Source organism: Pseudoxanthomonas sp. CCNWLY206-1 (assembly GCF_039710385.1).
Classification (GTDB): Bacteria; Pseudomonadota; Gammaproteobacteria; order Xanthomonadales; family Xanthomonadaceae; genus Pseudoxanthomonas_A.
Genome location: NZ_JBDKXI010000008.1, coordinates 261569 through 277529, shown reverse-complemented (window position 1 = coordinate 277529; position 15961 = coordinate 261569). Strand labels below are relative to the sequence as shown.

Annotated in this window: 12 protein-coding genes; all 12 read left to right on the top strand. The window is 61.4% G+C overall.

Annotated features, from left to right (window positions below; genetic code table 11):
• The first annotated feature begins 728 nt into the window (after positions 1-728).
• The 12 genes from AADW18_RS17850 to AADW18_RS17795 all read left to right on the top strand — a co-directional run bounded on the left by AADW18_RS17850 (position 729) and on the right by AADW18_RS17795 (position 15405).
• Entirely contained in the window at positions 729-1385 is a 657-nt protein-coding gene (locus tag AADW18_RS17850; protein WP_337344761.1) for a polysaccharide biosynthesis/export family protein, read from the top strand.
• Entirely contained in the window at positions 1364-2818 is a 1455-nt protein-coding gene (locus tag AADW18_RS17845) for a GumC family protein (RefSeq protein ID WP_337344748.1), read from the top strand. The genes AADW18_RS17850 and AADW18_RS17845 overlap by 22 nt, the downstream gene beginning before the upstream one ends.
• Before the next feature lie 568 nt (positions 2819-3386).
• Positions 3387-4835: an undecaprenyl-phosphate glucose phosphotransferase gene (locus AADW18_RS17840; RefSeq protein ID WP_337344747.1), complete on the top strand. Its 1449-nt coding sequence runs from the start codon at positions 3387-3389 to the stop codon at positions 4833-4835.
• Positions 4836-5112: 277 nt separating this feature from the next.
• Complete coding sequence (locus AADW18_RS17835) at positions 5113-6450, top strand: polysaccharide biosynthesis protein GumE (protein WP_337344746.1); 1338 nt, start codon at positions 5113-5115, stop codon at positions 6448-6450.
• A gap of 18 nt (positions 6451-6468) precedes the next feature.
• Positions 6469-7551, top strand: coding sequence for an acyltransferase family protein (locus AADW18_RS17830; RefSeq protein WP_337344745.1), 1083 nt, complete (start codon positions 6469-6471; stop codon positions 7549-7551).
• Between the two features lie 49 nt (positions 7552-7600).
• On the top strand, positions 7601-8737 hold the full coding sequence (locus AADW18_RS17825; protein WP_337344744.1) for a glycosyltransferase family 4 protein: 1137 nt from the start codon (positions 7601-7603) through the stop codon (positions 8735-8737).
• Complete coding sequence (locus AADW18_RS17820; protein WP_337344743.1) at positions 8734-9771, top strand: glycosyltransferase; 1038 nt, start codon at positions 8734-8736, stop codon at positions 9769-9771. The genes AADW18_RS17825 and AADW18_RS17820 overlap by 4 nt, the downstream gene beginning before the upstream one ends.
• Before the next feature lie 3 nt (positions 9772-9774).
• Complete coding sequence (locus tag AADW18_RS17815; RefSeq protein WP_337344742.1) at positions 9775-11286, top strand: lipopolysaccharide biosynthesis protein; 1512 nt, start codon at positions 9775-9777, stop codon at positions 11284-11286.
• Positions 11283-12497 (top strand): glycosyltransferase family 1 protein, encoded by a 1215-nt coding sequence (locus tag AADW18_RS17810; RefSeq protein WP_337344741.1) that lies wholly within the window; start codon positions 11283-11285, stop codon positions 12495-12497. Before AADW18_RS17815 ends, AADW18_RS17810 begins: the two co-directional genes overlap by 4 nt.
• 193 nt (positions 12498-12690) lie before the next feature.
• The gene (locus AADW18_RS17805) at positions 12691-13485 is read left to right on the top strand and encodes a polysaccharide pyruvyl transferase family protein (RefSeq protein ID WP_337344760.1); all 795 of its coding nucleotides are present in this window, start codon (positions 12691-12693) and stop codon (positions 13483-13485) included.
• Complete coding sequence (locus tag AADW18_RS17800) at positions 13472-14269, top strand: WecB/TagA/CpsF family glycosyltransferase (RefSeq protein WP_337344740.1); 798 nt, start codon at positions 13472-13474, stop codon at positions 14267-14269. Before AADW18_RS17805 ends, AADW18_RS17800 begins: the two co-directional genes overlap by 14 nt.
• A gap of 419 nt (positions 14270-14688) precedes the next feature.
• The gene (locus tag AADW18_RS17795) at positions 14689-15405 is read left to right on the top strand and encodes a response regulator transcription factor (protein WP_337344739.1); all 717 of its coding nucleotides are present in this window, start codon (positions 14689-14691) and stop codon (positions 15403-15405) included.
• Positions 15406-15961: the final 556 nt, after the last annotated feature.

Genomic DNA, 15961 nt, shown 5'->3' with positions numbered 1-15961 from the left:
GCTTTTGAAGCTCCACGTGCACCCATCGAAGAGCAGCCGAGCAAGCTCGGCTCTACGACGCTTCGGTAACACGCAGACAATTCGGGCAGCCAGCAGGCTCTTGTAGAGCGGAGCTTGCTCCGCTGCTTTTGAAGCTCCACGTGCACCCATCGAAGAGCAGCCGAGCAAGCTCGGCTCTACGACGCTTCGGTAACACGCAGATAATTCGGGCAGCCCGCAGGCTCTGTAGAGCGGAGCTTGTTACATCCCCTTGGGGGACTCCGCTGCTTTTGAAGCTCCACGTGCAGCCATCGAAGAGCAGCCGAGCAAGCTCGGCTCTACGACGCTTCAAAGCGCTCCAGCAAGCGCGGATCAGCCGCCCTTCACACGATCTTCGCCCAAGGCAAACCACAATGCCAGGTTGCGATGCGGTCCGCTGCCTGTAAATGCAGGCGATTCCACACTTTGCGATATTCATGGCAGGTTAGAACGCTGCCGGGATAGATGTGTCTTCGAACTCCGGATATGTTTGGCTAGTGCAGCTGGATCGCGCTTGCACAAGTTTGGTTCGAATATCCCATCGGCATCGCACGAACGGCCGAAGTAGATTGCAAAACACGATTGATCAATACCGCCAGGATTTGGCAAGGTGTCGATAACCCTTAGGCTGGCCATCGCATATGGCCGCCCAGAATCCAAAGGTGGCATGCTTGAGAAAGATCGACCGTACATGGGTGCGTACTTGGGTGATGGCGGGCTGCCTGTTGGCACTGTTCGGCTGTAGTGCTGGAGGGCCTACTCGCGAACTGCCGCCGGCGGACCCTGTCAGCGAAGCGCTGGGTAGGCCCGAATACAAGATCGGGCCAGGGGATCTGCTCAAAGTGCAGGTGTTCCAAGTCGAAGACCTCGAACGCGATGTGCGGGTCGACAATGCCGGCAAGATTTCATTGCCCCTTATTGGTGCGGTCGAGACCGCGGGTTTGACGGTCAGCCAGATCCAGGACCAGGTAGCAGCGCGCTATCGCGACCGCTATCTGCAGGATCCGCAGGTCACGATCTCCTTGCTGGAATCGCCGAATCAGAAAGTGACCGTCAGTGGCGCGGTGGAACAGACCGGCATCTATCCGATGGGCGCTCCGCACCTGACGCTGCAGCAAGCAGTGTCGTTGGCGCGCGGCGTCAGCAACGTCGCCAACCAACACAACGTCATCGTGTTCCGTACGGTCGGCGGCGAACGCATATTCGCCAGGTTCGACCTGATCCAGATACAGGAAGGCAAACTGCGCGATCCCGATATCTACGGTGGCGACATCATCATCGTCGATCGCTCCGATACGCGAGTGTGGCTGCGCACACTGGTCGAACTCACGCCTTTCGTCGCGGTATGGCGGGCCTACAACCGATGAACGCGAACGTCCGAGCCGATACATTGCGCCATTCCGACTACGACGGCCCCATCACCGCCACGCTGGCCGAATTCGGCCGCGGCATTCTTCGCCGGTGGTGGGTGGTCGCCGGAATCGCGGCCGTCGTGGTGCTGGTGGCGCTGGCGGCAAGCCTGGCGATGACGCCCAAGTACCGGGCAACCACGACGCTGCAGATCGAGCGCGAGGCGATGAAGGTCGTGAACATGGACGACCTGATGCCGACCGAATCGCCGCAGGATCGGGACTTCTATCAGACGCAGTACGAACTGATGATGAGCCGTTCGCTGGCGCGCCGGGTGATCACCAAGGCCGGGCTGGCGAGCCATCCGGTTTACAAGGAAAGCGTCGAAACCGCGCTTGAGAAGTACGAGGAGGCCGCTGCCAGCAAGCGGGCTTCCGACGAGCGCGCGCCTGACAAGATCAACCCCTCCAAGCAGGCGTTGATCGAACGTGCGCTCACCGGCCAGGTACTCGCCTCATTGAACGTCGAGCCGGTGCGCAACTCCCGTTTGGTGAAGGTGAACTTCGACTCGCCGGATCCGGAGCTTTCGGCACGTGTCGCCAATACCTATGCCGACGAATTCATCGCCAGTGGCCTGGAACGCCGGTTGGAAGCCTCGACGTTCGCCACCAAATACCTGTCCGAGCGTTTGGCTCAGCTGAAACAGCGGCTGGAAGATTCAGAACGGAACTTCGTGGTTTTCGCCGGCCAGGAGAAGATCGTCTCACTGGGCGAAAACAAGCCATCGTTGCCCGCGCAGAACCTGACCGAGCTCAACGCGCTATTGGCGACCGCGCAGGACGCGCGCATCCAGAGCGAAGCCGCGTGGAGCCAGGCGAAAAACGCGAGTGGCCTGGCGCTGCCGCAAGTCGTAACCAATCCCTTGATCCAGAACATGCTGCAGACGCGTGGACAGCTGTCCGCCGAATACCAGCAGAAACTGAGCACGTTCAAGGCGGATTATCCCGAGATGCTGCGCTTGAACAGCCAGATCAGCGACATCGATCGCCAGATCAATCTGCAAGCGACCAATATCCGCGCGTCGATCAAGGCGCAGTACGATGCCGCCCGTTTGCATGAGCAGATGCTGGAGCAGCGTATCGAACAACTGAAGGGCGACGAGCTGGACCTGCAGGACCGCAGCATCCGCTACAACATGCTCAAGCGCGAAGCGGACACCAATCGCCAGCTCTACGACGGACTATTGCAGCGATTCAAGGAAATAGGCGTGGCCGGCAACGTCGGCGCCAACAATATCTCCGTGGTGGACAACGCGGATGTTCCGACCAAGCAATACTCGCCACGCGTTGGATTCAATCTGGCGCTGGCCGCCGTCTTCGGTATTTTCCTTGGCTTGATCGTAGCGTTGCTCTTGCATGTCATGCGGCCAGGCCATCGGCCAGTTTCGTGATCGGACACTACCAATTGATGACCACGCGCATGCACCGGCAGGGTGCATGAATCGAATGCTGGTTGGGTGTGTTCCTCGTGCATTGAATGTTCGACATCGCGACGGCGATCAAAATCGTACGTCGGCAACCTTCAAAAAATTCGCCGGCGAATTTCAGAAATACGTGCGGATTCCCAATTCGTAAGTGACGCGTGTCATTGGGTTCAGTCGAACTCCGCATTTGTTTTGAGGGGCGAATCACGCTCCACCACATTCGGCTGAATCGCATCGGTTGAAAATCACACTGGCTCACACTTTCTTCACGCACTGTTGAACTATGTTGCAGTGCAGCGAAAACAATCGTACGCTCGAAAACAAGGGTCATGAATGCATGGAATAGCGAATAGCAGCGGATGGAACCACCGGAGATTTCCGTAGTTTTCCACCAGTAAGCGAGCTTGTCGTTAGACCCGGGGTCGGTGCGGGAGGGCATCGAGGAAGGCGACGACGAGGTAACTAAACAGCACGGTTCGCGCTTCGACGTCCCCCCGCGTCAGGCCTGCTCCGAGCATGTTGCGGAATACTCAAAATGCTTCTGGCAAATATCAGCGCCGATACTTCGGCGTCCTCCCCCCGTTTGCTGTCCAAATACTCAACCGCCGCGGATCTGTGCCTAAGGTTCGCGGATCTGTCGGTCGTGCTGGCCTCCGCCCTGATCGCCTACCGGCTTCGTTTCGGGGAATGGATACCCGCCATCGAGTATCGGATTCCCATCAGCACATCGCTGCTGTTCGCGATGATCTGCTTCAACGTCTTTCCGCTGTATCGCAGCTGGCGCGGACGTGGTGTGTTCCGCGAGGTCGCCGTGCTGGGGATGGCCTGGACCGGCGTGTTCTTGCTGTTCACCGTGCACACCTGGAGTTTGCAGCTCGGGCAAGAGACTTCCCGACTCTGGGTAGGCATGTGGTTCGCGATTGGATTCGCACTGTTGGGTATGTCGCGGACGATCGCGCGCAGCGTGTTGTACTGGATTCGCAGCCAAGGCATCGACGTTCAACGCGTGGTCGTCGTGGGGCTGCGCCCGCCGGTGGTCAAGATCCATCGCTATCTGCGCCAGAACGCCTGGGTGGGCATGCAGATGGTCGGGTATTTCAGCACCCGCGAAGATATCGTTATCGCTGAGCGCACCGAACTGCAATGCCTGGGTGATGCGGACCAGCTGATCGAGTACCTGGCGACCGACAGCGTGGAAGAGGTGTGGATCTCGTTGCCGCTGGGCAAGCTGGACCAGATCAAATCGGTGCTCGCCAAGCTCGAACAGACGCCGATCAAGATCAAGCTGATTCCGGATATTTCCGACTTGGCGGTGCTCAATCAATCCAGTGAGCAACTGGGCAGCGTGCCGGTGATCAATCTTCGCCAAGGCAGCGGAGCTCCGGACAATTCGTTCTTCGTCACCAAAGGCGTGGTCGACAGGGTGCTGGCACTCATCGCGCTGATCATGCTGTCGCCGCTCATGATCGGCATTGCCATCGCAGTGAAGCTGAGTTCCCCCGGGCCGGTGTTGTTCCGGCAGAACCGCCACGGGCGTGGCGGCAAGATTTTCCAGATGCTCAAGTTCCGCTCCATGCGCACCGACCAGGAGCCCAGCGCGGAGCTGAAGCAGGCGACGCGCTCCGACCCGCGGGTCACCCGGATCGGTGCCTTCCTGCGACGCAGCAGCCTGGACGAGTTGCCGCAACTGTTCAACGTGCTGGGCGGCAGCATGTCGATCGTCGGTCCGCGCCCGCATGCAGTGCAGCACAACAGCCACTACGGGCGATTGATCAATTGCTACATGCACCGCCACTACGTGAAGCCGGGCATTACCGGCTGGGCCCAGGTCAATGGATTCCGCGGCGAAACACCGAGGCTGCGCGACATGAAGAAGCGCGTGCAGTACGACATGGACTACATACGCCGCTGGTCGCTGTGGCTGGATATGAAGATCATGGTTCTCACGGTAGTGAAGGTGCTTGGCCAGAAACAGGCGTACTAGGGCCTGCTAACGCTACTGGGATAAGCCACGCCGCAATCCAGTGCGTGCGGGGCAAGGAAGAATGAGGAAATGTATGTCGATCCATGCCCGAATGATGACGCTGGCCCGTGCGCACTGGGTTGCGGCCCGTTGGGTTGCTTCCCCGCCTCGCCAGGAACTCGCGCGTGGCTTGAACAGGCGGCCAGCCTGTCGCTACGCCACGCGCAAGCCCCTGGCAAGGCGGGGAAGCAACGTGACTTATCCCAGTAGCGTTAGCAAGCCCTAAGGCGATGGCGGGATGCAACCGGACGCGCTGCCATGGACAGATCCGCGGGTGACGGCGCGTACCGGTGGCACGCGCATCGATGACGTGCGTGCGCAAGGTGATCGCCTGACGAACCTGGCGGTAGGGGCGCTGCTGCTGCTTGGGGTCGGCTACAACTTCGCGCTGGCAGCGTTCAACGCCAATGTTGCTTCGATAGGCCCGTCGGCGGCCTACGCGGTGGAACTGGTGGTGTATGCGGGGTGCTTCTTGTTTGGCCTACGCACGCTGGGGCGAGAGGGGATCCTGCTGGTGCTGACCGGGCTTGGCCTGGTGCTCGTCTTCAATCTGATCCGTTTCCTGGACACGTGGAAATTCGACTTGAAGCTCGCACGCGACGCGATCATCCCGTTCGCTTTTCTGGCGCTGGGCACGGCTTACCGGGGATCGCTACGCAAGCTGGTGTTGTGGCTGGCGATCATCGTCTCGCTGGTGGCCGTGTTCGAAATGGCATTGCCCGGCCTGTACGGTGACCTGGTCAATCCTCGCAGCTACTTCGTCAACACACGCGGCAATGTCGAGGAGGATTTCTGGAACGACAGCAAGCTTTACGTAAGCGCCACCCGGCCGGGCGAGCGCAACTGGCTGGCCGGGTTCGAGCTGCCGCGGGTTTCCTCGATCTTCGTGGAGCCGGTGACGATGGGCAACTTCATCATTTTCTTCTGCGCGGTGGCGATCACCTTCGGGCGTTCCCTGCGTCTGGGCGGCATGGTGCTTTCCGTGGTGCTGATCCTGTTTCTGCTGATCGCTTCCGATGGGCGGCTGGCCAGCGCGACCTGTTTGCTGATGCTGCTGTTGGCGCCGTTGCTGCGGCGGGTGGACCAATGGCTGGCGGCGTTGATCTTCATCGGCGTGCTGCTGGCCGGTGGATTGGCGGTGTGGGCACTGGGTGTCGATGCTTACGAGGACACGTTGCTGGGACGCGTGTTCGTGTCGGTCGACGCCATCGTCAACCTGACTCCGCGCGAGTGGTTCGGGCTCGAACTGGGTGCTCCTTATCGCTACTCCGACAGTGGAATCGCCTACTTCATCGCAGCCCAGTCGATCGTCATCGTGTTCGCGTTCCTGCTGGGGTATTCGTTCCTGCTCAGGATGCCCACCAGCAACGGCCAGCTGTTCAAGAATCTCTTCATGCTGGCGTTCGCGTTGAGCCTGCTGGTCTCCAACTCGTACTTCTCGATCAAGACCGCGGGGCTGTGGTGGTTCGCGTGCGGCTATCTGTGGCGGCTGCAGGCCACGTCCGCAACGCGCATCGCTGGCGACTCGCCGGCTCCGCAGATGCCTGGCCACGCGCACGCCGCGGTAGCCACGTGAATGGAATGAGGACAAGAGATGGCGTCGAATATGGAAATCGTCCTGGAGCGCCATCGCGTGGTTGCCCCGGCGAAATCGGACCGGAACCCACGTATCGACGCCGCCAAGGGCGTGGCCATCGTGCTGGTGGTATTGGGGCATGCCAAGGGCATACCACCCTGGTTCACCGTGTTGGCTTACAGCTTTCACGTGCCGCTGTTCTTCGTGCTGTCCGGCTGGCTCTCCCACCACCGCGACGCCTACACCATGCGTCAGTGGCTGGATACGTCGACACGCACTCTGCTGGTGCCTTACGTCTTCTTCTTCCTCGTCGCTTACGCCTACTGGCTGCTCACGCGCAACATCGGCGAAAAGGCGCTGCGTTGGGGGCAGTTGCCTTGGTGGGATCCGTTCACTGGCCTGCTGACCGGAATCGGATCGCAGCTTTACGTTCACCCGGCGCTATGGTTCCTGCCGGCGTTGTTCGTGGCCACGCTGGCGTACCAATTGCTGCGCCGCGTACTGCCGCCGGAGATGATCGCGCTGCTGTCGCTGCCGCCGGCGCTGGCGTGGATCCTGGGCTTTCCGGATACCGGCCTGAGGCTGCCCTTCGCCCTGGATATTCTCCCGGTGGCGTTGCTTTTCTACGCCATTGGCGCCGTCGCCGGCAGAAGTGCCGCGTTGCCCCGAACAGTGCGGATGGGCTGCACGGCAGCGGTTCTGGTGGCAGTGCCCTGGTTGCTATTGGCATGGAGCAACGGCCGCGTCGATATCAACCAGCTGCGCTTTGGCGCCTCGGCGTGGAAGTTCCTTGCCGCAAGCGTGCTCGGCACATCGATGGTCCTGCTGGCCGGTCCTCTGGCGGCGCAATCTGCGGTTCTGCGATGGATCGGCCGCAACACACTCTTGATTCTATGCACTCATATTCTGGTTTTCTTCGTCCTGTCCGGCGTTGCGTCGCTAATGGGACTCTTTCTCGCCGGTACCAAACCTGGCGCGGCTTGGGCGATCTCAATCTCGATCGTCTCGATCGCGCTGTGCGTACCCATGCGCTGGGCGTTCCTGCGCTATGCGCCATGGGCACTCGGCGTTCGTGGCGAACCCGTGAGGGCGGCGGCATGAACAGGTCGCCACGCATGGGGACGAGCAACGTATTGGCGGGAGGCCGCGCATGAAGGTCGTGCACGTCGTCCGTCAGTTCCATCCTTCCGTGGGTGGCATGGAAGAGGTGGTGCTGAACATTGCCCGCCGGCATCTGGAAGCCGGCCGCGACCAGGTGGAAGTGCTGACGTTGGACCGGGTTTTTCGCGAAGACGGGAAACGCCTGGATGCGCAGGAAGTCCACGAGGGCGTGCCCGTGCGTCGCCTGGCGTACGCGGGATCCCCCCGATACCCGTTGTGCCCGCAGGTGCTGGGCGCCCTGCAAGGCGCCGACGTCGTGCACGTGCATGGCATCGACTTCTTCTACGACTACCTGGCCATGACACGCGTGCTCCATGGCAAGCCGATGATCGCCTCCACCCACGGCGGCTTCTTCCACACCGCGTACGCGTCGAAGCTAAAAAAACTTTGGTTCGGCAGCATCACCCGTGCATCCGCGCGCGCCTACCGGCGCATCGTCGCTACCAGCCAGAACGACGGCGACACGTTTGCCGAAGTGGTTGCGGCCAAACGCCTGCGCGTGATCGAGAACGGTGTCGATATCCAGAAATTCGCCGGGAAGGGTGCGGAGGAACCGGGCAAGACCATCATCAGCATCGGCCGTTGGTCGGTGAACAAAGGCATCCCCGAAACGCTCGACCTGCTTCAACGGCTGGTCGCCGAAGACAAGGCCTGGCGATTGATCGTGGCCGGTCGCGAATTCGACCTCAGCCGCGCTGATATCGATCGGGAAATTGCCGCGCGCGGCCTGCAGGCACACGTGGAGATCGAGCACGCGCCCTCGCAGGCGAGGCTGGGCCGGCTGTTGTCGCGCGCTCAATACTTCGTTTCGCTGTCGCGCCATGAAGGCTTCGGCATTGCGGCGATAGAAGCGATGAGCGCGGGTTTGATTCCCATACTCAGCGCGATTCCACCCTACGCGAAGCTGCACGCGGAGTCGAAACTGGGCGCGCTGGTGGATGCGGATGCGCCCGACATCGCCGCGCAAGCGGTCCGCCGGCTCGCCGACATCGGCCCGGATGTCTTCCTGTCGCAGCGCGAACGGGCCATGCGCCACGTCGAACGCTACGACTGGCGCGAAGTGGTGGACAGCTATGTCGACGAGTACCAACAGGCATTCGCCGACACCCGCAGGCAATCGCAATGATGCCGGCCGCCTCCGCCATGGCAGAGCAATCCCAGCCACGTTTCGTCGTGCTGCAGTCCACCGGCCGGCCGGACGACACCACCAATCCCTATCTGGTGCAGCTGTTGCGCGCGTTGCCTGACACCGTGGAAGTCAGATACTTCTCGGTACGCGATGCGTTGCTGTCGCGCTACGACCTTTTCCATGTGCACTGGCCGGAATACCTGATCCGCCATCCCACGGCACTGGGAACCCTGGCGAAGAAATTCTGCTTGTTCCTGTTGCTGCTACGCCTGTGGGTCACGCGCGTGCCGATCGTGCGCACTTTGCACAACGCACGTCCGCATGAGCAGGGCGGTCCGATCGAACGCCTGTTGTTGAACTGGCTGGATCGCCTGACGACAAGGCGGATCAGGATCAACGACGCTGCGCCAGACGCCGATCCGGCAACCGACACCATCCTGCATGGCCACTACCGCGATTGGTTCGCCACGCGAACGGTTCCCGCCAGCGTACCGGGGCGGGTGCTCTATTTCGGATTGATCCGCCCCTACAAAGGCGTGGAGACGTTGATCGAGGCATTTCGTGGCATGCCTGAGTCATCCGCCACCTTGCGCATCGTCGGCAACCCAAACACGCCCGCCATGCGTCAGACGGTGGAGGACGCCTGCCTGGCGGACCCACGTATCAGTGCGCGACTGGAATACGTGGGCGACGACGTGCTGGCGCGTGAAATCGGCGAAGCCCAGTGGGTCGTGTTGCCCTATCGGCAAATGCAGAACTCCGGTGCGTTGCTGCTGGCGTTGTCGTTATCGCGCCCGGTCCTGGTGCCGCGTACCGACGCGAACGTGGCCATTGCCGAAGAGGTCGGATCGCAATGGGTGCGCCTGTTCGACGGAGGCCTGGACGCGCAAACGCTGTCCGGCGTCCTGCGTTCCCGGTTCGAGAGCGCCGCCGCCGCACCCGATCTGTCCCGGCGTGATTGGCCGGCGCTCGGAGAGAGGCACTACCGCACTTATCTGTCGGCGTTGCGCGCCATGACGGACAAGGCCTGAGCCATGGCGATAGAGAAGCCGAGCGAGATTGCAGGCAGCGCACCGCCATCGCTGGCCCGCCTGGCCGCGAGCGGTGCACTGGTGACCATGGGCAGCCAGGTGGCGAAGATCGCAGTGCAGTTTGGTGGCATCGTGCTGCTGGCCCGGCTGCTGACGCCACGCGACTATGGTCTGGTGGCGATGGTCGTGGCGATTGTCGGCGTGGGCGAAGTGCTGCGCGATTTCGGGCTTTCTTCGGCCGCCATACAAGCCAAGAACCTCACCCGCGAGCAGCGCGCCAACCTGTTCTGGATCAATTCGGGTATCGGCCTGCTGCTGGCGTCCGCCGTTTTCCTGGGCGCCGGGGCCATCGCCGACTTCTATCGGGAACCATTGTTGCGCCCGATCTCCCAGGCGATTTCGGTCACGCTGCTGCTCAACGGCTTGACGACGCAGTTCCGCGCGCATCTCAATCGCGACATGCGCTTTGGTCCGTTGGCCTTGGCCGACGTCGGCGGTCAGCTGTTGGGGCTTGCCGCTGCCGTGGGGACGGCATTGCTGGGCTGGGGCTACTGGGCGCTGGTGGTACAGGCGCTGGTGCAGGCATCGACCGTCCTGGTCATGATGGCGGTGGCGACACGTTGGTTGCCGGGACTGCCGCGACGCACCGCGGGCATGCGCGGCTTGTTGCGCTTCGGCGGCAACTTGATGGCGTCGCAGCTGCTGAACTATCTCAGCACCAACGTCGGCCAGATCATCATTGGCAGCCGCCTGGGACCTGCGCCGCTTGGCCATTACAACCGCGCATTCGCGTTGTTGATGATGCCGTTGACCCAGCTCAATGCGCCGGCCACCACCGTGGCGCTGCCGATCCTGTCGCGCCTTCAGGGCGACCGCGAACGCTATTCCGCATTCCTGCTGCGCGGCCAAGCCACGTTGATGCATTTCATCATCGCCATCTTCGCCATGGCTTGCGCGCAAGCCGCGCCGTTGATCTTGCTGGTGCTGGGCCAGCGCTGGGAGATGACAGTGCCGATCTTCCAGATACTGGTGGTCGGCGGAGTTTTCCAGGCCGCGGGTTACGCGGCGTACTGGGTATTCCTTTCCAAAGGACTGACCGGTCCGCAGCTGTACTACGCGATCGTCAGCCGCACGCTGGTGATCGCCTGTATCGCCATCGGTTCGCAATGGGGTGTGCTGGGCGTCGCCACCGGCTATGCCTGCGGATTGGCGTTGTCGTGGCCACTGGTGCTGTGGTGGCTGTCCCGCGTATCGGATGCGCCGGTGCGCCAGATGCTGATCAATGGCTTGCGTGCCATGGCGGGATATGGCCTGTGTGCATTCGCCTCATATACGGCATCCGCGCAGTTCGCCGCGGCATCGCTGTCCCTGCAGTTGGGCATTGGGATTGCCGCTGCCGTTGTCGCCTTCGCGGTGCTGTGCGCAGTGTGGCCGGCGTTCCGGCGCGATGTCGTCGACATCCTGCATACCCGCACGTTCTTTGGGAGCGCCAAAGCAATGGAGTTGAAACGATGATCGAATCCTCGAAAGCGCAGTCCGCCGACGACACCGTGCCTGGTACGGAACCCAGTCGCTTCCTGGTGTTGTCGGCGCACGATTACCGCACGCCGCGCCGTGCCAATATCCATTTCGTTACCGATGAACTGGTCAAGCGCGGGCAGGCGCGGTTTTTCTCGCTTCGCTACAGTGGCCTGTCGCGCTGGAAAAAAGACAATCGGCTCTTCCTGGACGCTCGCGCCAACACGATGGAGCGCCATGGCGGCGTCGAATGTTTCCTGTGGAAGACCGCGCTGCATCCGTTCAACACCCGCCGCCCCTGGTTGCGTCCGCTGGAGCAGTTGATGTTCGCGTGGTATGTGCGGCAAGCGCCGCCGGTGCTGGTGAAATGGATGCGCGAAGCGGAAGTGATCATCTTCGAGAGCGGCACCGCCGTCGTCTTCGTCGAACTCGCCAGGGAGATCAACCCGTCCGCGCGGCTGATCTACCGCGCTTCCGACAGCCTGAGTGCCATCGATACAGCCGCATACGTAGAGCGCAGCTTCGCGCGCGTGGCCGCCGGCATGGATGCGATCGCGCTGGTATCACCGGCCATGGCCGATGAAGTGGCGAGCCGGCACAACGTCTATCACATCGGACACGGCATCGATCCGGCCATCGACACTCTCGCCGATCCGTCGCCCTATGGCGCGGGACTGCACGCAGTGTCGGTGGGGTCGATGCTGTTCGATCCCAGCGCTATCGCCACTGCCAGCCGGGCGTTTCCACAGGTGACGTTTCATGTGATCGGATCGGGACACGGGCCGATGCCGGAATACGGCGACAACGTGAAGGTGTACGGCGAGATGCCGCATGCGCAGACGCTGCGCTACATCAAGCACGCCAGTTTCGGCATCGCTCCCTACGCGTCTTCCAACATTCCGGCGTACCTGGCAGACAGTTCGCTGAAGTTGCTGCAATACGATTTCTTCGCACTGCCGGCCATCTGTCCGCACGTCATCGTCGGGCGCTATGCATCGCGGTTCGGTTACACGCCGGGCGATGAGGAATCGATCGTTACGGCAATCCAGGGGGCACTGGCCGCACCGCGGATTCGTTCGCGCCAATCCTTGAGCTGGTCCGAAACGGTGGACCGACTGCTCGCACCGGAGCGCTATCCGGAAACCCGAATCATGCCGGATATCGGCATACGGCGACCATCCACTGCGCCCGCCGGCGCGATTGCCTAATTGATTCGGAACAAAACAGTTTGAAACCGGCCGAATCAATTTCCCCCACCCTTGCCCGTCCCGCTCGGCGCAGCACGCCGAGCGTTCGGATGGCCTGCGCGGCAGTGCCGCGCAAACCGCCCATCCTCGCCCCCCGCATTGCGAGGGGAAAAGGAAGGCACTCAACTCGTTGAGTGCCGCATCTATCAGGAGAATCCGCTTGTCCTTACTCGAAACCTGGCTGGATCGCGAACAGCGGCGTGCGCTGTATTGGTGGCAGCCGAAGAATGGCGAAGTCAATGTTGGCGACTACCTGTCCAAGGTGACGGTGGTGGCGATGCTTGCTCTGCGCGATCTGGACCTGCTGGAAAAGCGCGACAAGAGCCGGCGCCTGTTCGCCATCGGTTCGGTGCTGCACAACGCTCGCGACGGCGAAACCGTCTGGGGCAGCGGCATCAACGGCAAGATTCCCCCGGCGCAGCACCGTTTTCGCGATCTGGATGTGCGCGCCGTGCGTGGCCCGTTGACTCGCCAGACGCTGATGGAACGCGGCATACAGGTCCCGGAGGTGTACGGCGATCCCGCGTTGCTGATGCCGTTGCTGTTTCGCAAGGAACTGATCGATACGGCGAAGCGGCATCCCTTCGTGGTCATACCGCATTTCAACGAGTCGCCAGAAAAGTACGCCGCCTACCGGCAACAGCTGGTGCTGCCGACGGCCAAGCCGCTCGCGTTCGTGGCTGCCTTGCTGGGCGCGGAAAAGGTGGTGTCCAGTTCCTTGCACGGCGTGATCCTGGCCGAAGCCTATGGCATCCCGGCGGTGTATCTGGACAGCGGCAACGGCGAACACCAGTTCAAGTACGACGACTACTACCAGGGCACCGGGCGGGAGAAATGGCACTCGGGTCGTTCCGTCGAAGAATGCCTGGACCTGGGCGGCAACGCGCGCTTCGATCTGGAGCGTATCCAGACGTCATTGATGCAGGCTTTTCCTTATGAACTATGGTGAAGTTTCGTCGAATAATGCCGCTGAGCCGCGCGTGCTGAGCCACGTGCCCGATGCGGCGCGGGCGCTGTTCCTGGGCGGTTACAGCGTTTATTCGCTACCGCGCGAAACGTTGGAAGCCAGGGTGGCCGACGCCTGCGAGCAGGGCGGCAAGCTCCAGGTGTTTTTTGCCAATACCAACTTCATCGTCGAATGCCGACCGCTGATACCGCGGTTGCAACGGCCTTCGGTGTGCATCGTGAACGATGGCATCGGCATGGACTTGGCGGCATTGTTGATTCACCAACGGCGGTTTGCCGAAAATCTCAACGGCACAGATTTCATCCCCTATCTCTGCAGCCGCAGTCCGCGGCCGTTGCGTTTCTTTCTGTTGGGCGGCCGTCCCGGCGTTGCCGAAAAAGCCGCGCGGCAGTTGGCCGATGGGCTGGGTCAGCAAGTGGTGGGGACCTGCGATGGCTATGGTGAGTACGCAGCGGCTGGCGACGATCTGATACGGCGGATCAACGAATCACGTGCGGATATCGTGCTGGTCGCCTTCGGCAACCCGAAGCAGGAAGCCTGGATCCTGGACCATTGCGATGCCGTCGATGCTCCGGTGATGTTCGGCGTGGGCGCGTTGCTGGATTTCCTGTCCGGCAGCGCGAAGCGTGCGCCCGAATGGGTGCGGACCGTGCACCTGGAATGGCTGTTCCGGTTATCGCGCGAACCGCGTCGACTGCTCAAGCGCTATAGCTGGGATTTGATCCGGTTCTTTGGGATATGCCTGCGGGCAGGTAGGCGGGCTTAGGGCTTCTGGGTGCCGCTTTACTGCAGAGCTGAGATCCCCATGTGAGGCAATCGGCGCCCTGGCTCTCCTGTCGGCAGCCGCAGCCTGATCCCGAGCGTGAGCAAGTGAGAGGAACAGCCATGTAACGCGATGTAACGCCGTTCCGAAACGCAGGCGTAACTCCGTCAGTGCGTTATTGGCGGAAATTCACGGCTCCTTCGCAAAAGAAGGGTACCGTCTCGCACAAATAACCCTTAACGTTGCCGCAGTACGTCCCACGACGGATCGCCTGCCCAGCGTCACGCGGGTTTGCTTTTGCCAAGCCCGATGCCAGGCAACTTGATTCACCCACCCCCGAGATAGGTAGACTGTTACTGTCGTCACAGTGCGCATGGAATTGTTTGCGCGGTTGGATTCCCCCACCGAAGGTTGAAAAATTGATGCAGGCAACGCGATCGGAACTCGATCAGATCGCCGTCGTCGAGGACGATGAAGAGTTCCGGGAACTGATGGTTTCCGATCTTTCCAGCCGCGGGTTTGCGGTGGTGGGAATGGACAGTGCCGAAGCGCTCTATCGGTACCTGTCGATAAGGCGGTGCCATATCGTGGTACTGGACGTCGGCTTGCCCGGCGAAGACGGCTATTCGGTGGCCCGACATCTGCGGCAGATGTCCTCCGTCGGCATCATCATGCTGACCGCGCGCGGTGATGCCGGGGATATGGCGCGCGGCTTCGATACCGGCGCCGATCTCTATCTGATAAAGCCGGTGGACCTGGACGTGCTGGCGTCAGCGGTCACCAGCTTGCAACGCCGGCTCGCCTCGGCCAAGGTCCCGGCCACCAGCAAGAAGAACGGCAGCTGGTCGCTGGTCGCGAGCGGATGGACGTTGAGCCCGCCACACGGAGAAGAAATCGCACTGGCGGAAGCCGAGCGTGCGTTTCTCCAACCTTTGTTCGCCAACCCCGGGCAACCCGTCGCACGCGAAACGCTGATCAGCGAACTCACCGACAAACCTTGGGAATTCGATCCGCACCGCCTGGAAGTGCTGGTGCATCGATTACGCACGCGGGTAAAAACCGCCACCGGCCTGACGCTGCCTATTCGCGCCGTGCGCGGTGTGGGGTATCTGTTCACCGACGGCGATGGCTCGCAGTAACGTCGTGTCCGGTAGCAGTTGGCGGTAAAAGTCGCTGGTCAAAGGGTGATTGTGGGTGTTCGCTTTTCTCCCGGAACAAAAAAGAAAAGAAATCTCGCTTCGCTGCGCATAACGCCAGCAGTCTTTTTTTCTGCTACTTGACCATTGAAGAATGCTTCCGGCCTACGCCGTGATGGCGACGGATTTTTGACGCCGCGAGCGAAGTGGTCGATACGAACCCTGTTTCTATCCGGCTCAATGGCTGGCAAACGACGCTTGTGGATGCCGGTATTCAGTGCCTTGCACTTGAGAAGACAGCACGTCGATCAATGCCAGCGATGCGGCCGTTGAAGAGCATCGACACACAACGAGATGGCGACGGATTTTTGACGCAACGAGTAAGTGGTTGATACGAAAAGCTCTCGTGTGAAATCGCTGCTCGTAAGCGAGTGAGAGTTTTCGAGAGCATTCGGAACTGCACTTTTATTTTCCGGCTCCCATAATCCCGCCCGCTGTTAGCAGGCTGGGGCCGTTCCCATAGTCGATCGTACATGCATACCACGGTGTGCACTGTGCC